This window comes from Pseudonocardia ailaonensis, from assembly GCF_039531635.1.
Classification (GTDB): domain Bacteria; phylum Actinomycetota; class Actinomycetes; order Mycobacteriales; family Pseudonocardiaceae; genus Pseudonocardia; species Pseudonocardia ailaonensis.
In genome coordinates, this window is record NZ_BAAAQK010000028.1 from 1 (window position 1) to 26411 (window position 26411).

19 protein-coding genes are annotated in these 26411 nt (G+C 73.2%); 2 read left to right on the plus strand and 17 right to left on the minus strand.

From position 1 onward, the window contains the following. Nucleotides 1-120 precede the first annotated feature (120 nt). The 5 genes from ABD324_RS32385 to ABD324_RS32405 all read right to left on the minus strand — a co-directional run bounded on the left by ABD324_RS32385 (nucleotide 121) and on the right by ABD324_RS32405 (nucleotide 8945). Nucleotides 121-1638 carry an aldehyde dehydrogenase family protein gene (locus ABD324_RS32385; RefSeq protein WP_344426020.1) on the minus strand — a complete coding sequence of 506 codons (1518 nt, stop codon included), beginning with the start codon at nucleotides 1636-1638 and terminating at the stop codon, nucleotides 121-123. Nucleotides 1639-1669: 31 nt separating this feature from the next. Beyond that, the gene (locus tag ABD324_RS32390; protein WP_344426022.1) at nucleotides 1670-3034 is read right to left on the minus strand and encodes an NAD(P)/FAD-dependent oxidoreductase; all 1365 of its coding nucleotides are present in this window, start codon (nucleotides 3032-3034) and stop codon (nucleotides 1670-1672) included. Beyond that, a complete protein-coding gene (locus ABD324_RS32395; protein ID WP_344426025.1) occupies nucleotides 3031-6840 on the minus strand; it encodes a hydantoinase B/oxoprolinase family protein in 3810 nt (1269 codons plus the stop codon). Before ABD324_RS32395 ends, ABD324_RS32390 begins: the two co-directional genes overlap by 4 nt. A gap of 151 nt (nucleotides 6841-6991) precedes the next feature. Next, complete coding sequence (locus tag ABD324_RS32400; RefSeq protein WP_344426028.1) at nucleotides 6992-8158, minus strand: acyl-CoA dehydrogenase family protein; 1167 nt, start codon at nucleotides 8156-8158, stop codon at nucleotides 6992-6994. Nucleotides 8159-8255: 97 nt separating this feature from the next. Further along, nucleotides 8256-8945, minus strand: a complete 690-nt coding sequence (locus tag ABD324_RS32405) for a GntR family transcriptional regulator (protein ID WP_344426031.1) — start codon at nucleotides 8943-8945, stop codon at nucleotides 8256-8258. Nucleotides 8946-9084: 139 nt separating this feature from the next. Between ABD324_RS32405 and ABD324_RS32410 the strand changes: the two genes are divergently transcribed. Continuing rightward, entirely contained in the window at nucleotides 9085-10314 is a 1230-nt protein-coding gene (locus ABD324_RS32410; RefSeq protein WP_344426033.1) for a CaiB/BaiF CoA transferase family protein, read from the plus strand. 146 nt (nucleotides 10315-10460) lie between these two features. After that, nucleotides 10461-11795: an MFS transporter gene (locus tag ABD324_RS32415; protein ID WP_344426036.1), complete on the plus strand. Its 1335-nt coding sequence runs from the start codon at nucleotides 10461-10463 to the stop codon at nucleotides 11793-11795. Nucleotides 11796-11858: 63 nt separating this feature from the next. Here the strand turns inward: ABD324_RS32415 and ABD324_RS32420 are convergent, their stop codons facing one another. The 12 genes from ABD324_RS32420 to nucS all read right to left on the minus strand — a co-directional run bounded on the left by ABD324_RS32420 (nucleotide 11859) and on the right by nucS (nucleotide 26410). Further along, entirely contained in the window at nucleotides 11859-12137 is a 279-nt protein-coding gene (locus ABD324_RS32420) for a hypothetical protein (RefSeq protein WP_344426039.1), read from the minus strand. A gap of 51 nt (nucleotides 12138-12188) precedes the next feature. Then, a complete protein-coding gene (locus ABD324_RS32425) occupies nucleotides 12189-12932 on the minus strand; it encodes an ANTAR domain-containing protein (protein ID WP_344426041.1) in 744 nt (247 codons plus the stop codon). Between the two features lie 190 nt (nucleotides 12933-13122). Beyond that, nucleotides 13123-14700 carry an FMN-binding glutamate synthase family protein gene (locus ABD324_RS32430; RefSeq protein ID WP_344426043.1) on the minus strand — a complete coding sequence of 526 codons (1578 nt, stop codon included), beginning with the start codon at nucleotides 14698-14700 and terminating at the stop codon, nucleotides 13123-13125. A gap of 101 nt (nucleotides 14701-14801) precedes the next feature. Further along, entirely contained in the window at nucleotides 14802-15278 is a 477-nt protein-coding gene (locus tag ABD324_RS32435; protein ID WP_344426045.1) for a VOC family protein, read from the minus strand. 196 nt (nucleotides 15279-15474) lie between these two features. Further along, complete coding sequence (locus ABD324_RS32440; protein WP_344426048.1) at nucleotides 15475-16104, minus strand: TetR/AcrR family transcriptional regulator; 630 nt, start codon at nucleotides 16102-16104, stop codon at nucleotides 15475-15477. Between the two features lie 277 nt (nucleotides 16105-16381). Then, entirely contained in the window at nucleotides 16382-17773 is a 1392-nt protein-coding gene (locus ABD324_RS32445; RefSeq protein ID WP_344426051.1) for a phenylacetate--CoA ligase family protein, read from the minus strand. Between the two features lie 15 nt (nucleotides 17774-17788). Then, nucleotides 17789-21253, minus strand: a complete 3465-nt coding sequence (locus ABD324_RS32450) for an indolepyruvate ferredoxin oxidoreductase family protein (RefSeq protein ID WP_344426054.1) — start codon at nucleotides 21251-21253, stop codon at nucleotides 17789-17791. Between the two features lie 84 nt (nucleotides 21254-21337). Next, entirely contained in the window at nucleotides 21338-21841 is a 504-nt protein-coding gene (locus ABD324_RS32455) for an Lrp/AsnC family transcriptional regulator (RefSeq protein WP_344426057.1), read from the minus strand. A gap of 67 nt (nucleotides 21842-21908) precedes the next feature. Further along, nucleotides 21909-22223: a hypothetical protein gene (locus tag ABD324_RS32460; RefSeq protein ID WP_344426058.1), complete on the minus strand. Its 315-nt coding sequence runs from the start codon at nucleotides 22221-22223 to the stop codon at nucleotides 21909-21911. Nucleotides 22224-22306: 83 nt separating this feature from the next. Beyond that, nucleotides 22307-24091, minus strand: coding sequence for a 3-hydroxyacyl-CoA dehydrogenase family protein (locus ABD324_RS32465; RefSeq protein ID WP_344426061.1), 1785 nt, complete (start codon nucleotides 24089-24091; stop codon nucleotides 22307-22309). Between the two features lie 92 nt (nucleotides 24092-24183). Then, nucleotides 24184-25644 carry an aldehyde dehydrogenase family protein gene (locus tag ABD324_RS32470; RefSeq protein ID WP_344426064.1) on the minus strand — a complete coding sequence of 487 codons (1461 nt, stop codon included), beginning with the start codon at nucleotides 25642-25644 and terminating at the stop codon, nucleotides 24184-24186. Between the two features lie 106 nt (nucleotides 25645-25750). Next, nucleotides 25751-26410 (minus strand): endonuclease NucS, encoded by a 660-nt coding sequence (nucS, locus tag ABD324_RS32475; protein ID WP_344426067.1) that lies wholly within the window; start codon nucleotides 26408-26410, stop codon nucleotides 25751-25753. Between the last annotated feature and the right edge of the window lies 1 nt (nucleotide 26411).

Consider the following 26411-nt stretch of genomic DNA (forward strand, 5'->3'; position numbering starts at 1 on the left):
CTCTACCGACAGCTCGAACACCCACCAACGCCCTCAGGAGCTTGACGAACCATAGGAGCGTCCCTGTGAGTGGCGATAGTCGCTCCGGCGACTATCGCCACTCACGAGGCCCGGGACTGGTCACCCGGGCTGCAGGACCCCGTCGACCCGCCGGGGCAGGCCCCACGGGTTGGCGGGGTCGGCCTCCGGGCCGATCCACGCGTCGGGAACCGACTGGTAGGCGACGGGGCGGACGAACCTGCCCAGCGCGCCCGCGCCCACCGACGTCGCCGCCGGCCGGCTGGTGGCCGGCCACGGACCACCGTGGTGCTGGGCCCACACGGTCGCGGTTCCGGTGGGCCAGTCCCCGACCGCGACCCGTCCGGCGAGCGGGGTGAGCCACCCCAGGATCCGGGCCGCGTCCGGATCGGCGCCACCGGCCGCGAAGAGGCTCGCCACCAGGCAGCCCTGCAGGCGGGACAGCGCCCCGGACAGCTCCGCCTCGTCGCCGTACTCCACGACGAGGGCGACGGGCCCGAAGCACTCCTCCAGCAGCCGGCTGCCCCGGGCCAGCTCGTCGACGTCCGCCTCGAGGACCGCCGTCGGAGCCGCCCAGCCCGCCGTCGTGCCCTCACGGCGGTGCAGGATCCGGCCGCCGGCCGCCGTGAGCGCGGCGAGGCCGTCGGACACCGCCTGCGCGATGCCACGGGTGAGCATGACCGGGTCCGGAGCGAGGGCCTCCAGGGCCCGGGCGGTGGCGGCGGCGAGACCGGAGCCGGCCGGGGCGAACAGCAGTCCCGGCTTGGTGCAGAACTGGCCCATGCCCAGGGTGAAGGCGCGGGCGAAGCCGTCGGCGATCCGGTCGACGGCACCGGGCTCGGCGACCGCCGACGGGGTCACGACGACCGGGTTGACGGTCCCCATCTCCGCGTACACCGGGATCACGGTCTCGCGCTCGTTCGCGAGCCGCCGGAGCGCGAGCCCGCCGGCCTGGGAGCCGGTGAACCCGACCGCCGCGATCCCCGGGGCCCCGACCAGCGCCGCACCGGCCTCCATCCCGACGACGAGCCCGAGCGTGCCGTCGGGGGCGCCGGCTCCCCGGAGGGCCTCACGGGCGACCTCGGCCAGCCGGACGCTGAGCCGCGGATGGGCCGGATGCGCCTTGACGACGACCGGGCACCCCGACGCCAGCGCGCTGGCGGTGTCGTTGCCGAGGACCCCGAAGGCGAACGGGAAGTTGCTCGCCCCGAACACCGCCACCGGCCCGAGGGGGCGGTTGACCCGCACGATCCGCGGGGTGCCCGTCGTGGCCCCGTCGATCGTGACGCCGAGGTAGGAGCCCTCCACCGCGACGTCGCCATAGAAGGCGAGCTGGCCCTGGAGCCGGGTCAGCTCGCCGTCGAGCCGTTCGGGACCGAGGGCAGTCTCGGCGTCGGCCAGGTCGACGAGCTCCGCGCGGTGGGCCTCCAGCCCCTCCGCCACCGCGCGCAGCCAGGCGCGCCGCTCCGCCGGGGAAGCGGCGGCGACGGCCGCGGCCGCTCCCTCCGCCACCCGGACGGCGTCGGCGACGGCCGCATCGGTGGACTCCGGCACCGTGGCCGAGGCCAGTCCGGTGCGGGGGTCGAAGCTCGGCGCCCCGACCAGCTCTCTCGTGGTCATGCTCGTCCTTCGTGCAGTCGGGGACGGATTCTCAGTGGCCGGGCATGAACGGGCTCACGAGGACGGCCCGGCGCGAGGTGCGTCCGGTCGAGTCCTCGATCGCGTCCGCCCGCTCGAGGACGCGGATGATCGCCTGGGAGGCGACGAAACGCAGCGGCTCCGGCTCCCAGCTGCGGCTGCGGTGCTCCACCCACGGCATCGACAGCAGCTCGGTGTCCTGCCCGAGCACCATGTCGGCGAGCGTGCGCCCGGAGATGTTGCTGGCCACGACCCCGTGCCCGGAGTAGCCGCCCGCCCAGCCGAGCCCCGTGACGGGGTCGTGGCGGACGCTCATCGCCCAGTCCCGCGGGACGGCGAGCGGCCCGCCCCAGTGGTGGGTGACGGCCGCGTCGGCGGCGGCGGGGAAGTGCCGGTGCAGGGCCCGGACCAGCCGCGCCCTGACGTCGTCGTTGCGCTCGGAGTCGTCGGCGATCGGCGACCCGAACCGGTACGGGGCACCTCGCCCGCCCATCGCGATCCGTCCGTCGGCGGTGCGCTGGGCGTAGAAGAACAGGTGCCGGGTGTCGCGCACGAGCAGCCCGTCCCGCCAGCCGATCTCCTTCCACACCTCCTCCGGCAGCGGCTCGGTGGCCACCATCAGGGAGTACAGCGGCAGGAACCGGCGGCCCTGGCCCTGCTGCTGCACGGTGTAGGACTCGGTCGCGACGAGGACGTGGTCGGCGCGGACCGTGCCCGCGAGGCACCGGACCCGCCCCGGGGCGATCTCGCGCGCCTCGGTGCCCTCCAGGATCTGCACCCCGAGGCGCTCGCACGCGTCGGCCAGGCCCCGGACGAGCCGGCCCGGGTCGACCCGGGCGCCGTGCGGGGTGAACGAGCCCACCGCGGGCTCCGGGAGGTGGAGGAGCCCGTCGAGCTCGTCGGGCTGCAGCAGCCGCAGGTCGTCCGAGGTCAGGCCGATCCCGCGGGCCGCCTCGACCTGGGCGGTGAGCCGGCGGCGCTGGGGTTCGGTGGTGGCGAGCGAGAGCTGCCCCTCCTTGCGGAAGGCGCAGTCGATGCCCTCGCGCTCGACGACCGCGGCCATCTCGTCGACCGTGCGGTAGGTCAGGCGTTCCGCACGGCGCCGCGCCGCACCCTCGACGCCGAAGGCCTTGGCGGGCCCGGCCATGCCGGTGGACACCCAGCCGCCGTTGCGGCCGGAGGGCCCGAAGCCCGCGATCTCGCGCTCCAGCACGACGACCCGCAGGTCCGGCTGCGCACGCCTGAGGTAGTAGGCCGTCCACAGGCCGGTGAACCCACCGCCGACGACCACGACGTCGCAGCTCAGGTCGCCCTGCAGACCCGGGCGCCGGACGATGTCCAGCCCGTCGAGCCACAGGCTGCGTTCTCCCCAGTTCATGCCGGGTCCCCCGTCCGGTGCGCGGTCCCGGCTACCGGGTCGACCTGTACCCCGTAGGCGCGCGCGGCGCCCTCCACCGTGACCTTCCCGTCGAGCACGTCCGCGAGGACGAGCCGCGGATCGCGCTCGCGCGGATCGCCGTACCCGCCGGAGCCCGCCGTGACCTGGGCGACCCGCGTGCCCGTCTCGATCGGGCGGGTGACCTTGCTGGGCAGGTCCTCGGGCTCGCCGCCGGGAGCGGCCAGCCAGGTCCGCGACGCGCTGCCCGGCTCGCCGCCGGCCAGCCCGTACGGCCGGAAGAGCCGCCGGTCGGAGCGGACCTGCAGGTCGCCGTCCTCCCCGAGGAAGGTGAACGACCGCTCGAGGGCCAGGGCGCCGCGGAACCGCCCGGCCCCGCCGCTGTCCGGCACGAAGCCGTACCGCTCGACGCGGACCGGGTGGTAGCGCTCGATCGTCTCGACCGGCGTGCTGGCCAGGTTCGCCCCGATCGGGCTGGTGCCGTCGATACCGTCGCCGCCGTCGCGGGCGCCCCACCCGGACGAGAAGATGTCGTTGAAGGCCACCGGCCGCCCGTCCGACGTCCGGCCGCCGAAGGAGACGACGGACAGGCCGCCCTCGCCGGCCGCGGGCACGCGGCCCGGGACCAGGCCGTGCAGCGCGCCCAGCACGGCATCGATGATCCGGAAACCGGTGGTGCCGCGGGCCCCGCGCGGGGCCGGGTAGCTGCCGTTCACGATCGACGACTCCGGCGCCCGGACCTCGACGGCCCGGAACAGCCCGGCGTTGTTGAGGTTCTCGCGCCGGGCCAGCGTCCACACCAGCGCGGCGTACACCGCGGCGCGGGTGAACGACATCGTCGAGTTCAGGGCCGACGCGACCTGGGGGCTGGAGCCCTCGAAGTCGACGAGCAGGCGGTCCCCCTCCACCGTGACCGTGACGGTGATCGGGATCGGGCCGGAACCGTAGCCGTCGTCGTCGAGGTGGTCGGTGAACTCGTGCCGCCCGTCGGGCAGCGCCTCGATCGCGCTGCGCACCAGGCGCTCGGTGGCGTCGAGCTCGCGCTCCATCACCTCGGCGAGGAAGGTCTCGCCGTAGCGCTCGGACAGCGCCTGCAGCCCGCGGGTGCCGCGCTCGCACGCCGCCTTCTGCGCCTGCACGTCCGACCAGAGGATCTCCGGCACCCGGCTGTTGCGCCGCATGACCCGGGCGAGCGCGTCGTTGAGCCGGCCGCGCTCGTAGAGCTTGACGAAGGGGATCTGCAGCCCCTCCTGGAAGATCGACCTGGCCGCGGGCGAGGTGCTCCCGGCCGCCAGCCCGCCGACGTCCGCGTGCTGGGCGATGGCCGCGGCCCACCCCAGCAACCGCTGCTCGTCGGGGGAGAAGATCGGGCTGATCAGGTAGACGTCGGGGGTGTGCATGCCGCCCTCGCTGGGGTCGTTGCCCACGAAGACGTCGCCGGGGTTGATGTCGCCGGCGAAGCGGCTCTGGATCGTGTCCATGACGTCCGGCAGCGATCCGAGCTGCAGGAGCAGCGTCAGCCCGAGGCTGATCAGCCGGCCCCGGGAGTCGAGCAGCGCCGTGGAGAAGTCCATCGTGTCCCGGACGATCTGCGAGCGCGCCGTGCGGACGATGGTCACCGCCATCTCGTCGGCGATCGAGGTGAGCGCGTTGCGCACGATCTCGCTGGTCACGGGGTCCGTGGCGTCCGCCACCGCGTGCAGGTCGACCTCGGTGTCCTCGCCGACCGTGATCACCAGGCTGCCCCACTCGTCGACCTCGACCGAGCAGCCCGGCGGGACGACCGTGGTGGTGTCCATGTCGTCGATCAGCAGCGGGCCGGTGACCGGGCCGGTGATCTGGTCGCGCCGCAGCACCGGGGTGCTCATCCGCCCGTGCTCGGCGCCGAAGTAGGCGTCCCGGCGGCCGGGGCCGCCCGGCGTGGCGCGCCGGGCGGGCGAGAACAGGCCGGCCCGGCCCGACGCGGGCAGCGGCAGGTGCGCGCGCACCCGGAGGTTGACGATCTCGATGGCGTCCTCGGGCATGCGGTGGCCGTAGGTCTTCTCGTACTCGACCTCGAACAGCTCGCGCACGGCCGCCGGACCGGCCGAGGGACCGGCCGAGGTGAACGCCCCCTCCCCCACCGGGACGGTCAGGTAGGTGGCCTGCCCCGAGTAGCGCACGTCCACCAGCCGCTCGCAGCTGATGCCGGAGACGTCGGCGCGCTCGGCCTTGAGCTCGGTGAGCGCCCGGTCCGCGAGCACGGTGAGCTCGGCGTCGATCGCGTCGCCGTCGACGGCGCGCAGCCAGGGCGCCATGAGGTCGTGCCGCACCGGCGCCTGCAGCAGGCCGACGGCCGAGAACAACCCGGCGCGTTCGAGGACCACCACGGTGCGGACCTCGATCTCGCGGGCGAGGGCGACCGCGTGCAGCGGGCCCGAGCCGCCGAAGGCGATCAGCGCGCACTCGCGGGGGTCCCGGCCGCGTTCGGTGGACACCGCGCGCAGGGCGCGGACCATGGCCGAGTTCGCGACCTGGTGGATGCCGTACGCGGCCTCGTCGACCGTCAGGCCCAGGGGCTCGGCGCTCTGGACCCGGATGGCCTCGGCGGCCGCTTCGGCGGAGACCGCCCGTTCGCCGCCGGCCAGGCCCTGCGGGGCCAGGTAGCCGAGCCGGAGGTTCGCGTCGGTGACGGTGGCCCGCGTGCCGCCCTGGCCATAGCAGACCGGGCCGGGTACCGCGCCGGAGCTCTCCGGCCCGACCTGCGGGTGGCCCGCCCCGTCGATCCAGAACTGGCTCCCGCCGCCGGCGCCGACCTCGGCGATGTCGATCGACGGGACGCCGATCTGGTAGCCGCCCCCCGCGGAGAGCAGGCGGCCGGCGTTCATCCCGCCGCCGACCTCGTACGTCGAGGTCTCGACGGGCTTGCCGTTCTCGATCAGCGACGCCTTCGCCGTGGTGCCGCCCATGTCGAAGGTGAGCACCTTCGCCAGGCCGCTGCGCTCGGCGAGCGCGGCCGCCGCGGCGACGCCGGCCGCGGGACCGGACTCGATGATCGTCACCGGCCGGGCGGCGGCGGCCGCGCTGCCGCACAGCGCACCGTTGGACTGCATGATGTCGACGCCGCTGGCGGCACCGCGCTCGCGCAGCCCCGCCTCGAGCGTCCCGACGTAGCGCTCGATGACGGGCTGCACGTAGGCGTTGACGATGGTCGTGGAGAGGCGCCCGTACTCGCCCAGCTCGGGCAGCACGTCCGAGGACAGGGAGACGGGCAGGTCCGGGTACCGGGCGCGGATCGCCTCCCGCACGGCCCGTTCGTGCGCGGGGTTCAGGTAGGCGTGCAGCAGGCACACCGCCACGGAGTCCGCCGCGGCGAAGCGGTCGAGATGGGCGCCGAACGCCTCGACGTCGAGCGGGACGACGACCCGGCCCTCCGCGTCGACCCGCTCGGTGACCTCGATGCGGTCCCGGCGGGGCACGAGCGGGGCGGGCTTGTGCCACTGCGGGTCCACGAGCACCGGTCGACGCATCTGCCCGAGCTCCAGGACGTCCCGGAAGCCCTCCGTCGTCACCAGCAGCACCCGCGCGCCGCGCCGCTCGAGGACGGCGTTGGTGGCGACGGTCGTGCCGTGGGCCAGCGCGCCCATCCGCTCGGGCGCGAGCCCGGCCTCGTCCAGACGCCCGACGGCGCCGAGGATCGCGTCCTCGTACCGCGGCGGCGTGGACGGGACCTTCAGCACCTCGACCTCGCCGTCGGCGGTCAGCGCGACGACGTCGGTGAAGGTGCCGCCGATGTCGATGCCGACCACGTGCCGGCCGTGTGAGGGCCCCGGGGTCGGTCGACGGCCTGCGCCGGCATCGGGCTGGGCTGCGAACTGCATCGGTCCTCGGCCTCCTGGGCTGTCCTGCTGGGCGTCCACGTCACACCTCGTTTCGTTGCCTCGGTACCCGGGCGGGGCCCTACTTGAAGGCCGAGAGGCCCGTCAGGGCCCGGCCGATGGTGAGCTGGTGGACCTCGCTGGTCCCCTCGTAGGTCAGCACCGACTCGAGGTTGTTGGCGTGCCGCAGGACCGGGTACTCGAGCGTGATGCCCGAGCCGCCGAGGATGCCGCGGCAGGTCCGGGCGATCTCGATGGCCTCGCGGACGTTGTTGAGCTTGCCCAGGCTGACCTGCTCGGGCCGCAGCGAACCGGAGTCCTTCAGCCGGCCGAGGTGCAGCGCCAGCAGGAGACCCTTGTGGTACTCCAGCGCGCAGTCCGCGAGCTTCGCCTGCGTGAGCTGGAACCCGGCGATCGGCCGGTCGAACTGCACCCGGGACCCCGCGTACTCCAGGGTGGCCTCGAGGCAGTCCCGGGCCGCGCCGACCGCACCCCAGACGATGCCGAACCGCGCCTCGTTCAGGCAGCCCAGCGGGCCGCCGAGGCCCTGCGCACCGGGCAGCATCGCGTCGCCGGGGAGACGCACCTCGTCCAGGCTCAGCTCCGAGGTCGTCGACGCCCGCAGGGAGAGCTTGTACGGGACGTCCGAGCTCGTGAAGCCGGGCGTCCCCCGCGGCACCAGGAACCCGCGGATCCCCTCCTCCGTCTGCGCCCACACGGTCGCGACGTCGGCCACACTGCCGTTGGTGATCCACATCTTGCTGCCGGTCAGGATCCAGTCGCCACCGTCGCGGACCGCCCGGGTCCGCATCCCCGACGGGTTCGATCCGAAGTCCGGTTCGGTCAGGCCGAAGCAGCCGATCGCGGTGCCCGCCGCCAGCCGCGGCAGCCACTCCTGCTTCTGCTCCTCCGATCCGTACCGCCAGATCGAGAACATCGACAGCGACCCCTGGACCGACACGAAGCTGCGCAGCCCGCTGTCGGCCGCCTCCAGCTCGAGGCAGGCCAGCCCGTAGCTGACGGCGTTGGTCCCCGCGCAGCCGTACCCGCTCAGGTGCATCCCCAGCAGTCCCAGCGCACCGATCTCCGGTGCCAGCTCGCGCGGGGAGATCCCCTCGGCGAACCACTCCTGGATGTTCGGGCGCACCCGGTCCTCGACGAAGGACCGGACGGTCTCCTGGATCAGCCGTTCCTCCTCATCGATGAGGTGATCGAAGCCGAGCAGCTCGGTGACGTCGGTTGCGGGCATTGCCCAGCCTCTCTGTGTGTCTCTGTGCAGAACGATCCCCGGCGCGGGTGCGCCGAGGTGTCGTACGGGGTGCGCGTGCGTCGTTCCGGTCGGCGGTTCAGCCGCCGGTACCGTCGTCCGGCAGGGCCGCCCGGAGCGCCTCCAGGGCGTGCTCCCGGTGCTCGCGCAGGAGCTGCACGGCCTCGCCGGCCCGTCCGGCCGCGACGGCGTCCATGATCGTCTGGTGCTCGGCGTCGACCCGGTCCCGGTGCCGCTCGTCGGCGAAGTAGCGGGAGCGGTACCGGTCGGTGGACTCCCACAGCACCCTGATCAGCTCGGCCATCCGCGGCATGCCCGCCGCGTCGAACAAGGTGAAGTGGAACCGGCGGTTCGCCTCGGTCAGCGCGCCCAGGTCCTCGCGTTCGTGGGCCGCGGCCATGTCGGTGATGGCCGCGCGCATCCGCTCGATGTCCGTGGGATCGAGCAGGGGCACGGCACGGGCGATCGCCTCGGACTCCAGCAGGTCCCGGATGCGGTAGGCCTCGGTGAGCTCCGCCGCGCTGAGCGTGGCGACGAAGTAGCCGCGACGCGGCGCGTAGACGACCTGCCCCTCGGCCTCGAGGGTCTGCAGGGCCTCCCGGACCGGCGGGACGCTCACCCCGAACTCCCGCGCCAGGACCTCCTGCCGCAGCTTGGCCCCGGCCTCGAACGCGCCCGTGGCGATCTGCTCGCGCAGCCATCGCAACGTCGCGTGCTGCACCGTGGCGACCCGGTCCGCGCCCTGGCTGCGATCGCGAGCGGTTGGCACGCCCGACACCTCCGGCTAGCATCTTGTTCCTACGATTTTCTAAAATCGTAGATGTCGCGCGGGCGGCGGGTCAAGGCCGGTCCCTGCCGGTCCCGGCCGGTTCCTGCCCGCTGCACCCCCCGAGAAAGGTGGCCTGCCGGTGAAGACCTCATCCGAGGACGAACGAACGGAGGGGCGCCCGGCCCCGCTGGCGGGCGTCCTGGTCGCCGACTTCAGCCGGGTGCTGGCGGGGCCCCTGTCCTCGATGTTCCTCGCGGATCTGGGCGCGACGGTCGTCAAGGTGGAGCGGCCCGGGGCGGGCGACGACACCCGCGCGTGGGGGCCGCCCTTCGTCGGCGGGACGAGCACGTACTTCGCCAGCGTCAACCGGAACAAGCAGAGCCTCGAGCTCGACCTGTCCCGGCCCGAGGACGCGGAGCTCGCCCGCAGGCTGGCCCGCCGGGCCGACGTCATGGTCCAGAACTTCCGCACCGGTTCGCTCGACCGGTTCGGCCTCGACGTCGCCACGGTCCGGGCGGCGAACCCCGCCTCGGTGTACTGCTCGATCACGGGCTTCGGCAGCGGCCCCGGCGCCGACCTGCCGGGCTACGACTTCGTGGTGCAGGCCCTCGGCGGCCTCATGAGCATCACCGGGGAGCCCGCCGGCGCACCGACCAAGGTCGGGGTCGCCCTGGTCGACGTCCTGACCGGACTGCACGCGACGATCGGCATCCTGGCCGCCCTGCGGGAGCGGGACCGCTCCGGGCTCGGCCAGCACGTCGAGGTCAACCTGATGTCGAGCCTGATCGCGTCCCTGGTCAACCAGGGCACGGGATACCTCAACGGGGGCGGGGTGCCGGCCGCGATGGGCAACCGGCACCCCAGCATCGCGCCGTACGAGACCGTGGCGACCAAGGACGGCGTCATCGCGGTCGCCATCGGCAACGACCGGCAGTTCACCGCGCTGACCGACGCCGTCGGCAGGCCCGGCATGGCCTCGGAGCAGGCCTTCGCCACCAACAGCGACCGGGTCCGGAACCGGAGCGAGCTGATCGCCGCCCTGGAGGACGCGATGCGGCACCGCACGACCGAGGAGTGGGCCGCCGAGCTACGGGATCGCGGCCTGCCCTGCGGCCGGGTCAACGACATCGCCCAGGCCATCGACCTCGCGTCCGACCTGGGGCTGGCCCCGATCGCCACCGTGGCCGGCGACCCCTCGGGCATCGCGACCCTGGCCAATCCGGTCCGCCTCGACGCCACACCCGTTCGCTACCATCGGGCTCCCCCGGCCCTCGGCGCGGACACGGTGTCCCTGCGCGCCTGGTTGGCCGACCCGACGGCGGATCCCGCCGACCGCGTGACACCGGGGCAACGACGAAACGTCTCGTAGCCACGGCGTGGACGAGACGTTCTGCACATTCCGGTCCGGTCGCGCTGTGCCACGATTCGGGCTTCCCCGCACCGCCGCGCCGGCGACTCCGCCGATGTCCGGACCACTCCGCGGTGCATTTCCGCCCCACCTCCGGAAGGTGAGCCATGAGCACGTCCGCACCCACGATGCCTCGCACGCCGATGCGGCGCATCGCCGCAGCGTCGTCGATCGGCACCTCCATCGAGTGGTACGACTTCTTCGTCTTCGCCCAGATGTCGGCGATCGCGCTCAACACGGTCTTCTTCCCGAGCGCGTCACCGCTGACGGGCATCCTCCTGCTGTTCGCCACCCAGGGCGTCGGGTTCGTCGCCCGGCCGCTCGGCGCGATCATCTTCGGGCACATCGGTGACCGGCTCGGGCGCAAGCGCACGCTCATCTCGACGCTGCTGCTGATGGGCATCGCCACCTTCGCGATGGGCCTGCTGCCGACGTTCGAGCAGACCGGCTACCTCGCGGCGATCCTGCTGGTCGTCCTGCGGGTCTGTCAGGGGCTCGCGGCCGGCGGCGAGTGGGGTGGCGCGGCGCTGATCGGTGTGGAGAACGCCCCGCCCGCGCGCAAGGCCCTCTACGGTTCCTTCGCCCAGCTCGGGTCGCCCATCGGCCTGGTCCTGGCCACCCTCGTCGTGCTCGGCACGACCGCGACGTTCGGCTCCGCGGGCGTGCTCGACTGGGCCTGGCGGGTCCCCTTCCTGCTCTCGATCGTCCTGGTGCCGATCGGCCTGGTGATCCGTTCCGCGATCGACGAGAGCCCGGAGTTCGCGGCGGTCCGGGACAACAACCAGCAGCACTCCCTCCCGATCGCGCAGCTCCTGCGCCACGAGTGGCTCCCGCTGCTCGTCGGCACCTGCGCCTTCGTCGGCATCTTCCTGACCTACTACCTCATGACGACCTTCATGCTCGCCTACGCGAAGACGACGCTCGGCCTCACGAGCGCCGTGTCGCTCCCGTCGAACCTGATCGCCGCCGTGGTCGAGGGTGTCTTCGTGATCGTCGCCGCCGTGCTGAGCGTCAGGCTGGGGACGCGCCGGATCAACGTCTTCGCCGCCGTCGGCCTCCTGGTCTGGGCGCTCCCGTCCTTCCTGCTCGCCGGCACGATGCCGCCCTGGGGCCTCTACCTCGCCGTCGGCGTCTCCATGATCTTCGTCGGCTCGGCGTACGGGCTGCTGGGCGCCGACGTCGCCCGCACCTTCACGGCGGCCACCCGGTACACCGGCCTGTCGCTCTCGTACAATCTCGCGGCCGTCATCGGCGGCGGCCTCGGCCCCATCGCCGCCACCGCGATCCTGGAACGGTCCGGCGGGAACGTGTTCCTCGTCGGCATCATTCCCGCCGTGGCCGCCGTGGTCATGCTCGCCGGGGTGCTGGCTCTGCCGGCCCTCCAGCAACGGGCGGAGCGACCGCAGGTCGCCGCGGGCGAAGGCGTCGGGGCCACCTCCTGACACGGTCCGACGTGGGGCCGTGGCCACCGCGCCCCCACGTCGGACGCCGGTCGACCGGCCAGGTCACCGGCCGTCCCGGAGGTCCTCCGAGTAGGCCACGGGGTGGTTCTGGCCCCGCTCGGTGAACCAGTCGTTGAGGGCCGCGGCGATCACGTCGTGCTCGGCCCAGGACGGTTCGCGGCGCAGGGCCAGGGTGTCCTCGATCTCCGTCCGGGAGAGCATCCCGCCGAGCGCGAGGTGCGCGGTCCACAGCTCGCGGACGCTCATCCGGGACAGGGCGAACCCGGCCCTCAGCACGGGCGCGGACCGCATCGTGTCCGCGGTCCCCCCGTCGTCGTTCATGGCCGGCACACCGGGCGGGTCCCCGGACTTCGCCCGTTCCAATCCTCCGGATCAGAGTTCTCCACGGCGGGCGACGAGCGTGCCGGCGATCTCCGCCAGCTTCACGTTGAGCCGCTGGGAGGCCGACCGCAGGATCGCGAACGCCTCGTCGGCCCCGATCCCCTGCCGCTCCATCAGGATCCCCTTGGCCTGCCCGATCACGTCCCGGGTCCGGATGGCCTCGCGCAGCTGCGCGGACTCCATCTCGGCGGCCGTCACGGCCCTCGTCGCCGCCAGCGCGGCGCCCGCATGGGCCGCGACCATGATCGCGATCTCCCGGTCCGCGTCGTCGATCCCGCGGCGGCGCAGCGAGTAGAAGTTGAGCGCGCCGGAGCGGGGCGGCTCGTCGAGCGGGAACACCCCGACGGCCAGTGCCGCGTGTACCCCGTGCTCGACCGCGGCCGGGCTCCACCGCCCCAGCGACGTGTCGGTGTCCAGGTCCGGTACGGAGATCACCCCGGGCCGCTCCCGCTCCGCCGCCGAGACGCACGGCCCCTCGTCGAAGCGGTACTGCAGGAGATCGAGACGGGTGGCGAGCGCGTCGGTCTCGACCGGCGTCGAGAACGTGCCGTCCGTCTCGCGCAGCGTCACGCTGACGAGGTCGGCACCCCGCACGACCTGCACCCCGGCATCCACGACCCGCTGCAGCACCTCGACGACGCCGGTGGCCCCGGCGAGGGACGCCGCGAGCTCGGACAGCGCGATCCCGCGCTCGTCGGGCTCCGTGCGACCACCGTCCCCGTTCCCCTGCGCCATGAGGCTCCACCCCTTCCGCCCGCGCCCCGAGGGCAGCATCAGACCCGGCGACCTGGCTGGTGGCTCAACCGCGCCCCAAGGTAGCCCCCCGGCGCCCGCACCGCGCGCTCCGGCGGACGAGCGGGTTGCGGTCCATCCGCCGCCGTCGAGCGGCTCCCGCACCGCACCCGCTGATCGTCCCGAGTGGAGGTCAGAAGCGGTCCGGGTCGGCCGCCTTCCAGTCCGCTTCCCAGGCCGCCGGGGCGTCGGCGAGGAGCTCGCCGGGCTCCAGCCAGTCGAAGAGCTCGGCGTACGACCGCGTCTCGGTGTAGTTCACCCGCCGCTGCAGCATCCAGGGCTGCAGCTCCGACGGCGTGCGGCAGCCCATCGAGGCCATCAGCCGCTGCGCCTCCGCGACCGTGAGCTGCTGGTAGCGGCGCACCCGCTCGCTCTTGTCCGCGACGTCGAGGGCGCGCGCCCGCCGCGGGTCCTGCGTGGCGACGCCCACGGGGCACTGGTTGGTGTGGCAGCGCTGGGACTGGATGCAGCCGGTCGCCATCATCATCGTGCGGGCCGCGTTCGTGTAGTCCGCGCCCTGGATGATCCGCTTGACGACGTCGCAGCCGGTCGCCACCTTGCCGGCGGCCCCGATCTTCACCCGGTCCCGCAGGCCGGTGCCGACGAGCGCGTTGTGCACCGTCATCAGGCCCTCGGTGAGCGGCGTGCCGACGTGGTCGGAGTACTCCAGCGGCGCCGCGCCCGTGCCGCCCTCGGACCCGTCGACCACCACGAAGTCCGGCGCCACGCCCTCGGCGACCATCGCCTTGCAGATCGCCAGCACGTCGCGCCGGCTCCCCACGCACAGCTTGAACCCGGTCGGCTTCCCGCCCGCCAGCTCCCGCATCCGGGCGAGGAAGAGCACCAGCTCCCGCGGCGTGGCGAACACCCGGTGGAACGCCGGGCTGGTCACGGTGCGTCCCACCGGGACCGACCGGGCCTCGGCGATCTCCGCCGTGACCTTCGCCGCCGGCAGCACCCCGCCGAGGCCGGGCTTCGCGCCCTGGCTCAGCTTGAGCGACACCAGCTTCACCGACCCGTGGGCGGCCTTGCGCGCGAACATGTCCGGGTCGAAGTCGCCGTCGGCCGTCCGGGCGCCGAAGTAGCCGCTGCCGAGCTCCCAGATCAGGTCGCCGCCGTTCTCGGTGTGGTGGCGCGACAGCCCGCCCTCGCCGGTGTCGTGCGCGAACCCGCCCTCGCGCGCGCCGATGTTCAGCGCGCGGATGGCGTTGGCGGACAAGGCCCCGAAGCTCATCGCGGACACGTTCAGCAGCGCCATGTCGTACGGCTGCGTGCAGTCCGGGCCCCCGATGCGGACCTTGTGCGGCCCGTCCGAGGGCGGCACCGGGACCGTCGCGTGCACGAGGTACTCGTACCCGGCGGTGTTCACGTCCCGCTCGGTGCCGAAGGCCTTCTCGCCCTTGATCCCCTTGGACCGCTCGTACACCGCGGTGCGGGTGTCCCGGTCGAACGGCCGCCCGTCGGTGTTCCGCTCGATGAAGTACTGCTGGACCTCGGGCCGCAGGTGCTCCAGCAGGTACCGGAAGTGCCCGACGACGGGGTAGTTGCGCAGCAGCGAGTGATCGCGCTGCAGCACGTCGCGCACGGCGAGGACGAGCAGCAGGAACGCGACGCCCGCCAGGGCCCACCAGCCGGCTCCCAGCAGGAGCACGCCCACGATCCCGAGCCCGGTCAGGGCGACCAGGCCGGCGAGTACCGCCACACGGAGCACGCGGCCACGCTAGCCCGCGCCCGGCGGGCCCGCCCCACTCGCCCACCGCGCGTCCCGCCCTCGCCGACGACCTCCCGGCCCGCCCGTCCGGTTGAAGGGGCCTAGAGTTCCCTGATCACCGGGCCGGGCGACCCGGCGCTCTCCTTCACCCGCGCGTACAGCGCGAGGATCGCCTCCGAGGGCTCGTAGTACTCCACGAAGTGGCCCAGCTCCGCCCGCGCGTCGGCGAACACGACGGGCCCCGCCTGCGGCGACACCAGGTCGATCGCGATGGGCCAGCCCCGCGCGACCGACGCCGCCCGGGCCTCGGCCACCGAGTCGACGAACTCCGCGACGTGGTGCACGCCCTGCGGGTACCGCAGCTCGGGCACCCCGGTCTCGTGCAGCTCCACCAGCTCCAGCATCACCGGGCCCCACTGCGCCAGGGCGATCGAGAGGTCGTGGACGACGGGTCGCCCGTCCCGGCTGGCCTCGAGCCGGGTGCGGGCGCGGCGCAGGAACGGCCCGACCCCGCGGGCCGCCCACCGCTCCGCGGCCGCCCCGAGATCGTCGACCAGGTACGCGATCTGCACCGTCATGGCTTTCCCTCTCCCGATCCGGCGATCATTGCGCCGGAATTGTCCGCGGGGTCGAACCCGGCCCCACTCCGCTCCGACCGCCTCCTGGCTGAACGACACCTAATGCGACCGGGGCCGATCGCCGTCGGGAGGTCTCCGGGACCGGCCCGCAGGACGACAGGCGGCCCCGAGCGCGCCGGGTTCCCGGAGCGGCTGCTCAGACGCCGGCGACCCCGGTGGCCGCGTCGTGCTCGACGGAGAGCGCCCCGGGGGCCCGGCGGACCAGGAGCGCGCTGAGCGTCATCCGCCGGAGGATGGTCCGCAGGCGGTGGTTCGGCAGCTCCGTCGGCGCGACCGTGGAGTTGTTGAGCATCGCGATGGCCGAGTAGACGGCGAACGCGACCTCGTCCGTGTCCAGGTCGGGGCGCAGCTGACCGACCACCGAGCGCCACGGCATCTCGTAGGCGCGGCTGCGCGTCCGCAGGGACTGCCGCATCTCGGCCGTCAGGTGGCGCTGCTCGCGCACCCAGACGCCGAGCTCGACCCGGTCGTCGACCGCGAAGCCCACATGGAGGGTGACCAGCGCTTCGAGGGCCAGCCGGGGGTCGGCCTCGTCGTACTCGTCGACCGCCCTCGTCGCGGCATCGAGCATCCGGTCCATCGCGCGGTCACAGACGGCCTCGAGCAGCGACTGCTTGCTCGGGAAGTAGCGGTACACCGCGGGGCCGGAGATGCCGGCGGCCTCCCCGATCGCGCCCATCCCGACGGCCGGATAGCCCCTCGCCGCGAACAGCTCCGCCGCCAGCCGGAGCAGCTGGTCGGCGCGGGACTCGGACGGGTTGGCCACGGGGACCGCGCCTCCTCTCGTCGACGGGCGCCGGCCTGCGTTCACGCGGGCCCGGAGAGGAGACCGTCTCCTGCGAATGCCACGTCCAGTTTCTTAGCAGACCGGCCACGAGCATCATAGGGCCGCGTTAATCGGCGGTAACCCTTCTCGACCGTCGACCGGGCCGCGCGCCCCGGCTCTCTCGCACACCACGGAGATCTGCGGACACGGAGATCTGCGGACGCGGTCCAGGCCACCGGTGGCAATTCCTCCGCCGCAGGCACTGCCGCTCGCCGGGTCAGCGCCTGTCGATCACCCGGCGGGCCTTGAAGGTCTGGGTCTCGTGGGTGCCGGGGTCGACGATCGTGACGGGGACGCGGACGGTGACCGCGTGGGCCAGGGCGCGTTCCAGGTCGGTGCGGAGGGTCTCCCGGGACCCGGCGGGGACGTCCACGTCCGGCTCGACCTCGACCGTCAGCTCGTCGAGGGTTCCCCTGCGCTCCACGATGACCCGGAACTCCCCGGACGCCCCGTCGACCGAGCGCACCGCCGCCTCGATCGCGCTCGGGTAGACGTTGGCGCCGCGGATGACCAGCATGTCGTCGAGGCGGCCGAAGACACCCCTCGGGAGCTTGGGATACGTTCTGCCGCACCGGCATCCGTCGTCCGTCAGGACGCCCTCGTCGCCGATCCAGAAGCGGATCATCGGCTGCGACTCGCGCCAGAGGTGCGTCGCCACGGTCCCGCCGGCGGTGCCCGGCGGCACCCCGACGTTGGGGTCGTCCTTGGCGACGATCTCGGTGTAGTTCTCGTCCTGGAACAGGTGCACGCCGCCGTCGGGGTCCTCGAGGCAGCCGATGTTCGTGAGGAAGGGGTACATCTCCGAGCAGGAGCCGGCGGCGCCGTCGATGACGTCCGCACCGCCCCAGAGCTCCGACAGGGTCGCCCGGACCTCCGGCAGGGACCCACCGGGCTCGCCGCCGACCAGCAGGAGCCCCACCGCGGAGTCCCGAGGGTCGCGGCCGAGCTCGGCGGACCGGCGGGCCATGTGCGTGAGGTAGGAGGGCGTGCCGACCAGCGCGTCGATGCTCAGCTCGTCGAGCAGCTCGACCTGGCGCTCGGTCGGGACCATCGAGCCGGGTGGGAAGGCGCCGGCGCCGAGCAGCTCGAAGGCCTGCACGTTGCCCCAGCCGCCGAAGAACAGGCTGAACGGAAAGGTGATCTGCACCAGGTCGTCCGGGCGGAAACCGGCGCACCACAGGCCCAGCGCCGACGCCTCCCCCGCCCGCTTCCAGTCCTTCATGGACACGCCGTACATCGTGGGCTTGCCGCTGGTGCCCGAGGAGCCGTGCACCCGGGCCAGGTCCCGGCGCTCGATGCCGAGGTAGCTGCCGAAGGGCGGGTGCTCCGCCTGGTCGGCTACCAGCATCTTCTTGGTGATCACCGGGACCTTCTCGGTGAAGTCCGCCAGCGTGCGGACCTGGTCCGGGTGGAAGCCGTGGGCGTCGTAGTGGCGGCGGTAGAAGGGCAGCTCGTGGTAGGCGCGCTGGAGCTGGGCCTGGACGCGTTCCAGGATGACCCTGTCCCGCTGGGCGGGCGGCATGGTCTCCCGCTCCTCGTCGCGGTAGCGGGGGAAGCGGCTCAGGCGGTCCTCGCGGGACCTGCGCCGCGACGGCAGCAGTGACGTCATTCCTCGATCCTCCGGTCAGGGGCGCAGGGCCGCAAGGCGCTCGCGGTAGCGCTCGACCGAGGCGAGCTTGACCTCCTCGTAGCCGCGCACGAGGTCCGGCAGGGCCGCGATCTCCACGGCCGTGGCGTGCGTGTCCGGGGTCAGGCCGGCCACCAGCTCGTCGAGCACCTGGCGGTACTCGGCGAGCAGCTCGCGCTCGACGCGGCGGACCCGGGCGATGCCGAAGGGATCCAGCCGGGTGCCCCGCAGCTTCCGCATCGAACGCAGTACCCGGAAGGCGGGGGTGAACCAGGGACCGAGGGTGAGCTTGCGGTCCATGCCGAGCGCGCGGAAGACCGGCGGGTGGAGCTTCCACGACACCCGGCTGCCGGCGCCGAACTGCGCCTCGACGTCCGCGGCGAGCCCGGGATCGAGGGAGAGCCGGGCGACCTCGTACTCGTCCTTGTAGGCCATGAGCTTGTGCAGCCCCACGGCGACGGCCTCGGTGAGCGCGGTGGAGCCCGGGACCACGCGCTGCTCCGCCACCCGGACCCGCTCGACGTCCTCGGCGTAGCGGATCGCGTAGTCGCGGTCCTGGTAGGCGACCAGCTCGGGGATCCGGACGGTCAGGAGCCGGTCGAGCTCGGAGTCCTGCTCGGCGCCGATGAGGTCCTGCAGCTCGTGGCGCACGGGCTCCGGGGCCGGCGCGGGGGCGAGGGCGGCGTCGAGCGCCTCCGGGTCCGCGACGAACTGGCGGCCCCGGCGGAAGGCCTGCAGGTTGCGCTCCACCGCGACCCCGTTGAGCGTGATCGCCCGCTCGATCGCCTCGGCGGGGATCGGCAGCGTGCCGGCCTGGTAGGCGGCGCCGACGAGGATCATGTTGGCGGACTGGTCCTCGCCGAACAGCGCCTCGGACAGCGCGCGGGCGTTGAGGTGCAGGGCGGTGCGCACCGCGGCGTCGATGCGGGCGCGGGTGTCGCTCGGGAAGCTCGCCGTCGGGTCGACGACCATCGTCCCGGTGGGCACCTCGTCGGTCGACACCACGGCCACGGTGCGGATCGGGTCGGTGGCGGCGAGGTTGCCGGCGTCGGCGGCCACGAGGACGTCCGCACCCAGGTAGAGGTCGCACTCCCCCTTGGCGAGCTGGCCGGCGGCCTCGGACGGGTCCGCCGTCATCTTCAGGTCGGAGACGACCGCGCCACCCTTCTGCGCGAGCCCGGTGCGGTCCAGGCCGCGGACGTGCAGGCCGCTGATCGTGGCGGCCGTGGCCAGGACCTGCGAGAGCGTGACGACACCGGTGCCGCCGACGCCCGTGATCCTGATGGAACACCCCGCGACGGCCATGCGCAGCGGCTCGGCGACCGCGTCCGCGGTGAGGTCGGCGAGGGTGCGCTTCTGCTTCGTCCCCGGCACGACCGTCATGAAGGACGGGCAGTCGCCGGCGAGGCAGGAGTAGTCGACGTTGCACGACGACTGGTGGATGCGGGTCTTGCGGCCGAACTCGGTCTCGACGGGGTGCACGGACAGGCAGTTGGACTTCACGCCGCAGTCGCCGCAGCCCTCGCAGACCCGCTCGTTGATCATCACCTTCGCCGTGGGCGTCGGGATCAGGCCGCGCTTGCGGCGGCGGCGCTTCTCGGTGGCGCACTCCTGGTCGTGGATCAGGACGGTGACGCCCTTGAGCCCGGCGAGGAGCTGCAGCGCCTCGTCGAGCCGCTCGCGGGGCCAGACCTCCACGCCCTCGGCGAGGGAGACCCCCTTGAACCTTTCCGGCTCGTCGGCCGTGATGATCGTGCGCTGCACGCCCTCGGCCGCGAGCAGCCGCGTGATCGCCGGGACGGACAGCGCACCGACGGCGTCCTGCCCGCCGGTCATCGCCACGGTCCCGTTGTGCAGCAGGCGGTACGTGATGTCCACACCGGATGCGACCGCGGCGCGCATCGCCAGGCTGCCGGAGTGGTGGAACGTGCCGTCGCCCAGATTCTGCACCAGGTGGTTCGCCTCGACGAAGGGCGCCATGCCGATCCACTGGGTGCCTTCGCCACCCATCTGGGTCAGCCCCTGGACGTCGCCGACCTGGGCCGGGTCCATCAGCAGCACCATCGCGTGGCAGCCGATCCCGGCGCCGACCAGCGAGCCCTCGACCGGCTTGGTCGACGAGTTGTGCGGGCAGCCCGAGCAGAAGTAGGGGGTGCGCGGGGCGATCGGGGCCAGCGGCAGGGAGATCCGCGACGGGCGGTTCGCCCGGCGCTCCCGCTGCCAGGTGACGACGGTCGGGAGGTCCGCGAACAGCGCGGCGGCGAGCCGGTCGGCGATCAGGTCGGGATCGAGCTCGCCGTGCGGGGGGAAGAGCGTGGTGCCGTCGGGGGCGGTCTTGCCGTGCACCGCGGGGGCGCCGGGGCGGCCGTAGAGCAGCTCCTTGAGCTGGGCCTCGACGAACGAGCGCTTCTCCTCGATCACCACGACCTCGCCGAGACCGCGGGTGAACTCCTCGACGATCCCGGGTTCGAGCGGGTGGATCATGCCCAGCTTGAGCAGGCGGATCCCGCGGCGGCGCAGCTCGTCGTCGTCGAGGCCCAGCGCGGTGAGCGCCTGGCGGAGGTCCAGCCAGGTCTTGCCGGCGGAGACGATCCCGATCCGGTCGTCGGCGGTGCGCACGGGGATCGTGTTCAGGTGGTTGGCGGCGGAGTAGCGGCGGGCCAGCTCGTAGCGGTGGCCGTGGAGGTCGCGCTCCAGCGGGCCGAGCACGGGCTGCAGGAGGTTGCCGGTCACGGTGTGCCGCCACGGGCGACCGTCGACCTCGAGCGTCGGCAGCACCGGATCGAAGGAGCCCTCCTCCAGGTGCACGGTCGCGGAACCGTCCGCCACCGCCGTCACGATCTTGAGGCCGGCCCACAGGCCGCTGGTGCGGGACAGGGCGATCCCGTGCAGGCCGAGCTCGACGACGTCCTGCGGATCGGCCGGGTAGAGGGTGGGCACGCCGAGATCGGCGAGGGCCGCCTCGGAGGCGCAGGGGACGCTGGAGGACTTGGCGCCCGGGTCGTCGCCGACCAACGCGAGGACGCCACCGGTCGGGTGGGTGCCCATGAGGTTGGCGTGCCGGATGGCATCGGAGGCGCGATCGAGGCCGGGGGCCTTGCCGTACCAGACGCCGACGACGCCGTCGTGGCGCGAGCCGGCCTTCGCGGTGAGCTGGGTGCCCTGGACCGCGGTCGCCGCGGCCTCCTCGTTCAGGCCCGGGCGGAAGACGATGCCGGCCTCGTCGATCATCGCGGCGCGGCGCTGCAGCTCCAGGTCGAGGCCGGCGAGCGGGGAGCCCTCGTAGCCGGACACGAAGGTGCGGGTGTCGATCCCGGTGCGGCGGTCGTGGCGGGTGTGGTCCAGCAGCATCCGGACCAGCGCCTGCAGCCCGGTCAGGTGGACCGTGCCGTCGACGGTGGTGTAGCGGTCGTCCGGGCCGAGGCGGCGCAGCGGAGGGTGCGGTGGGGTCGCGAGCGTCATCGGGCCTCCTGGTCCTTCGGCCCGGACGCTATGGATCTCCTGGTTCTCCGTCCAGGATCAGTCTGGTCTCGGTGAGCCGTTGGCTCAGGTCGCGGCGCTCTGAGGGGGACGCGCTGGTCGGGTGGCCCAGCGGTTGCTGCGGATCAGCGGAAGGGCCCGGTTCGGGATGCGCTGGGTGAGCGCGATCTGGGAGCGGGTGCGCTCCACGCCGGGGATCTCGATGATCCGCTGGATGACCGTCTCGAGCTCGCTCGTGTCGCGGGCGACGACGTGGCAGAGCAGGTCGCCGTCGCCGGTCACGGTGAAGGCCTCGGTGACCTCCGGGATCGCCTCCAGGGCCTCCACCACGGCGTCGAGCGAGCCCTGGCGGAGGTCGAGATGGACGAACGCGAGCATGGAGTAGCCGAAGGCGCGGGGGGAGACGGCCGGCGCGAGCCCCGAGATCACCCCGGCCTCCTGGAGCCGCAGGAACCGGGCCGCCACGGTGCCGCGGGCCACGCCGAGGGTGCGGGCGTGCTCGCGCAGCCCGGCGCGGGGACGTTCGAGCAGGAGGATCAGCAGGGAGCGGTCGAGTTCGTCGAGCTGCATGAGGCCTCCGTGGTGGGGAACGGCCGCAAGGTAACAGCGCCGCCGGGCCGCTTCCCGGCGAGTCGGGTCAGCGGGGTCGGCGGAGGCCGGGGCGGCGGCGGCCCCTCGCGTTCCAGCAGGGCAGGTGCCAGTGGCGGCGGTCCTCGACGGTGCCGTACTCCCCCGCCGGCCACGTGACCACGTGGCCGACGCCGGCGGGGATCACCTGGTCGCAGCCCGGGCAGCGGTAGGTCTTGACCGACGAACCGCCGGGGACGTGGCGGACGGCCCACTCGCCGTCCGGACCCGACTCGGAGTGGGTGACGATGCCCGACGAGAGGGGCGCGGACACGGGACGGCCCCGCCCTCGTTCGGAGGGACGGGGCCGTCGACCGCGTGCCATGCGTCCACGGTAACCGGCGTCGTGGACGTGTGTTTCGGCCTCCCGGCTCTGCCGATCCCTCCCGGGAGGGGCCGACCCGCGGGTTATCGGGTGGTGTAGTCGCGGAAGCCCTGGCCGGTCTTGCGGCCCAGGCGGCCCGCGGTGACGAGGTGCTCCAGCAGCGGGGCGGGGGCGAAGCCGGACTGGCGGAACTCCGCGAACAGCGAGCGCTCGATGGCCAGCGAGACGTCCAGGCCCACCACGTCGAGGAGCTCGAAGGGGCCCATCGGGAGCGCACAGCCCGTCTTCATCGCGGCGTCGATGTCGTCCGCCGTGGCGTAGTGCGCCTCCAGCATCTTCACCGCGTCGTTCAGGTACGGGAACAGCAGCGCGTTGACGATGAAGCCGGCCCGGTCCCCGCAGGACACCGGCACCTTCTTGATCTTCTGGCACACGTCCAGCGCGGTCGCGGACACCTCCGGCGAGGTGCCGATCGCCGACACGACCTCGACCAGCTTCATGACCGGCGCCGGGTTGAAGAAGTGCAGGCCGATGACGTCGGCCGGCCGGTTCGTGGCCGCCGCGCACTCGACGACCGGCAGCGAGGAGGTCGTGGTCGCCAGGATCGCGCCCGGCTTGCAGATCTCGTCGAGCGCGCCGAACACGGCCCGCTTGACCTCGAGCTCCTCCGCGATGGCCTCGACCACCAGGTCGACGTCCGCGAAGTCCTCGAGCGAGGTGGTGCCGGTGATCCGGCCGAGGGTGGCGTCCCGCTGCTCCTCGGTCAGCTTGCCGCGCACCACGGACTTCTCCAGGGCCTTGCGGATCCCGGCGATCGACCCGTCGACCTTCGAGTCGCTGCGGCCGCGCACGATCACGTCGTACCCGTTCTGCGCGAACACCTGCACGATCCCGCTGGCCATGGTGCCCGTGCCGACCACACCGACCCGGCGCACCTCCCGCGGCGTGACGCCCTCGGGCACCGCCGAGGTGGGGGTCAGCGCGTCGGCCACGACGGTGCTGCTGTGGGCCTTCTCGTAGGTGTAGAAGCCCCGGCCGCTCTTCCGGCCCAGCAGCCCGGCCGTGATCATCTGCTTGAACACCGGCGCCGGCGCGTGCATGAGGTTGCGCGACTGGGCGTACATCGTCTCGAGGATCTCGTACGCGGTGTCCAGCCCGATCAGGTCGAGCAGGGCCAACGGCCCCATCGGGTAGCCGCAGCCGTAGCGCATGGCGGCGTCGAGGTCCTCGCGGCTGGCGTAGCGCGACTCGTACATCCGCGCCGCGTGGTTGAGGTAGCCGAACAGCAGCGCGTTGGCGATGAAGCCGGCCCGGTCGCCGATCACGACCGGGACCTTGTCCAGCGAGGCGGCGAAGGCCTGCAGGTCCTCGACGACGTCCGGCTCGGTGACGACCGTGCGCACCAGCTCGACCAGCTTCTGCACCGGCGCCGGATTGAAGAAGTGCGTCCCGACGACCTTGCCCGGGCGGCCCGTGCCCACCGCCAGCTCGGTGACCGACAGCGACGAGGTGTTCGACGCCAGGATCGTCTCCGGCCCGACGTGCTTGTCGATCTCCGCGAACACCGACGCCTTGAGCTCGAGGCTCTCCGGCACCGCCTCCACGACCAGGTCGCACGGGGCCAGGTCGGCCAGGGTGGTGGTCGTGGTGATGCGGCCGAGGAGCTCGGCGGCCTGCTCGTCCGTCAGCTTGCCGCGCTCGATCGCGCGCTTGGTGGAGGTCTCCAGGTGGGCCCGGCCCCGGGCGACCGCATCGGTGTCGACCTCCGCCGCGATCACGTCCAGGCCGTTGCGGGCGAAGACCTCCACAATGCCCGCACCCATGGTGCCCAGGCCGACCACGCCGACCGTCCGGAACTCCCGTGCCACGCCCGTACCTCCGCTTCGAGGACTACTCGCCTCGCGCAGTGTGTCATGCACCGGTGCTTGGTAACCCACGCATGAGGTCGGGAACACCCGTCCTATCGGAGGGTTCTCCCGTGCCGGGCGGCGACCAGCGTCAGGAGCGTGCGCATGTGGGCCGCCGTCCGGGTGAAGCTGGTGACCGGGACGGGCAGGGCGAAGCGCTGCCGCGCGATCGCCTGCGGCCGGGTGAACTCGCGCAGGCCGTCCGCACCGTGGATGCGGCCGAAGCCCGAGTCGCCGACGCCGCCGAAGGGCAGGGCCGGGATCCCGGCGAACGAGATCACGCCGTTGACGCTGACCATGCCGCAGCGCAGGCTCTCGGCGATCCGCATGGCGCCGGCGCCGGCGAACACGCTGGCCCCGAGCCCGTACCCGGTGGCGTTGGCGCGGCGGACGGCCTCGGCGGCGTCCGGCACCCTGTTGACGACGAGCAGGGGCCCGAAGGTCTCCTCGGTGACGGCGACGGAGTCCTCGGGGACGTCGAGGATCACGACCGGGTCGACGACGTTCCCCTCGATCGAGCCCTCGACGACGACCCGGCCGCCCTTCGCGATCGCGTCGGCGACGTGGCGGCGCACCACGTCGGCCTGCGACGGCATGGTCATCGGGCCGTAGTGCGCGGACGGGACCAGCGCGGCGACCTTCGCCACGAACTCGTCCGCCACCTGCTCCACGACGTACACGCGCTCGACGCCGACGCAGGTCTGCCCGGCGTTCGACATCCCGCCCCAGACCGCGGCGTCCGCGGCGGCGTCGAGGTCGGCGTCCGCCGCGACGACCATGGCGTCCTTGCCGCCGCACTCGATGAGCACCGGCGTCAGGGTCTCGGCGCAGGCGGCCATCACGCGCTTGCCGGTCGCCGTCGACCCGGTGAAGGCGATCTTGCCGACGCCCGCGCCGCACAGTGCGGCACCGGTCTCCCCGAAGCCCGTCACGACCTCGACCAGCGCCCGCTCGGGCACGGCGTCGTGCAGGGTGCGGGCGAGGATCTCACCGACCCCGGGCGTCAGCTCGCTGGGCTTGAAGACGACCGTGTTCCCCGCCGCGAGCGCATAGGCGATCGACCCCATCGGGGTGAAGACCGGGTAGTTCCAGGGGCCGATCACGCCGACGACGCCGAGCGGCGGGTAGCCGACGGAGGCCGCCTGGTTCGCCCCCAGCAGCCCCGGGTTGACCGAGCGACGGCCGAGGACCTTCTTCGCGTGGGTGGCCGCCCAGTCGACGTGGTCGATCGCGAGGACGAGCTCGAGGCGGGCGTCGTCGAGGGGCTTGCCGGTCTCGGCGACGACCACGGCCGCGACCTCGTCCAGCCGCGCGACCAGGGCCTTCTTCCACGCGAGCAACCGGGTGCGGCGGCCGTCGAAGCCGAGGCCGCGCCACCACCGCGCGGCCTCCTCGGCCCGTCTCACGGCCGTGCGCACGTCCTCGGCGGTGTGCACGGGATGGCTCGCCACGACCGCCCCGGTGCGGGGATCGAGGGAGTCGAAGGTCTGCTCGCCGGCGACGGTGCTGGTCACGAAGCCCAGCGTAGGGGGTGCGGAGCGTCCCGCGCGGGCCTGTTTCGGCACGTCAGGACCTGTGAGTGGCAATAGTCGCTCTAGCGACTATTGCCACTCACAGGGGTCAGAAGAGGTGCAGCTCCTTGGTCTCGATGCCTCGCAGGGCGTTGTAGTCGACGGTGAGGCAGCGGATGCCGCGGTCCTCGGCGAGGGTGCGGGCCTGGGGCTTGATCTGCTGGGCGGCGTAGACGCCGGCGACCGGGGCGAGGAGGGGGTCGCGGTTCATCAGCTCGAGGTAGCGGGTCAGCTGCTCCACACCGTCTATTTCGCCCCTGCGCTTGATCTCGACGGCGACGTGGGCGCCGGTCGCGTCGCGGCAGAGGAGGTCGACGGGGCCGATCGCGGTCATGTACTCCCGGCGGACCAGGGTCCAGCCCTCGCCGAAGGTCTCGGGGTGGGCGGCGAGGAGCTCCTGGAGGTGGGCCTCGACGCCGTCCTTGACCAGGCCGGGATCGACACCGAGCTCGTGGCTCGAGTCGTGGAGGACCTCCTCGATGGTGATCACGAGGGACTCGTCCGCCTTGTTCCTCACCGTCCAGACGCCGGGTTCCTCGGTGAGCCAGCAGGGCGGGCTCATCCAGTTCAGCGGCTTGTAGGCGCGGTCGTCGGCGTGGATGCTCACCGACCCGTCGGCCTTGACCAGCAGCAACCGCGGGGCCATCGGGAGATGGGCGGTGAGCCGGCCGACGTAGTCCACCTGGCAGCGGGCGATGACGAGGCGCACC

What these genes read in the sequence shown, in the direction of transcription:
- ABD324_RS32400 (WP_344426028.1), bottom strand. Translation starts at nt 8,158, where the DNA reads ATGCCCGCAACCGACGTCACCGAGCTGCTCGGCTTCGATCACCTCATC.
- ABD324_RS32455 (WP_344426057.1), bottom strand. Translation starts at nt 21,841, where the DNA reads ATGCAGCTCGACGAACTCGACCGCTCCCTGCTGATCCTCCTGCTCGAA.
- ABD324_RS32390 (WP_344426022.1), bottom strand. Translation starts at nt 3,034, where the DNA reads ATGAACTGGGGAGAACGCAGCCTGTGGCTCGACGGGCTGGACATCGTC.
- ABD324_RS32415 (WP_344426036.1), top strand. Translation starts at nt 10,461, where the DNA reads ATGAGCACGTCCGCACCCACGATGCCTCGCACGCCGATGCGGCGCATC.
- ABD324_RS32445 (WP_344426051.1), bottom strand. Translation starts at nt 17,773, where the DNA reads ATGACGTCACTGCTGCCGTCGCGGCGCAGGTCCCGCGAGGACCGCCTG.
- ABD324_RS32420 (WP_344426039.1), bottom strand. Translation starts at nt 12,137, where the DNA reads ATGAACGACGACGGGGGGACCGCGGACACGATGCGGTCCGCGCCCGTG.
- ABD324_RS32425 (WP_344426041.1), bottom strand. Translation starts at nt 12,932, where the DNA reads ATGGCGCAGGGGAACGGGGACGGTGGTCGCACGGAGCCCGACGAGCGC.
- ABD324_RS32435 (WP_344426045.1), bottom strand. Translation starts at nt 15,278, where the DNA reads ATGACGGTGCAGATCGCGTACCTGGTCGACGATCTCGGGGCGGCCGCG.
- ABD324_RS32385 (WP_344426020.1), bottom strand. Translation starts at nt 1,638, where the DNA reads ATGACCACGAGAGAGCTGGTCGGGGCGCCGAGCTTCGACCCCCGCACC.
- ABD324_RS32450 (WP_344426054.1), bottom strand. Translation starts at nt 21,253, where the DNA reads ATGACGCTCGCGACCCCACCGCACCCTCCGCTGCGCCGCCTCGGCCCG.
- ABD324_RS32460 (WP_344426058.1), bottom strand. Translation starts at nt 22,223, where the DNA reads ATGGCACGCGGTCGACGGCCCCGTCCCTCCGAACGAGGGCGGGGCCGT.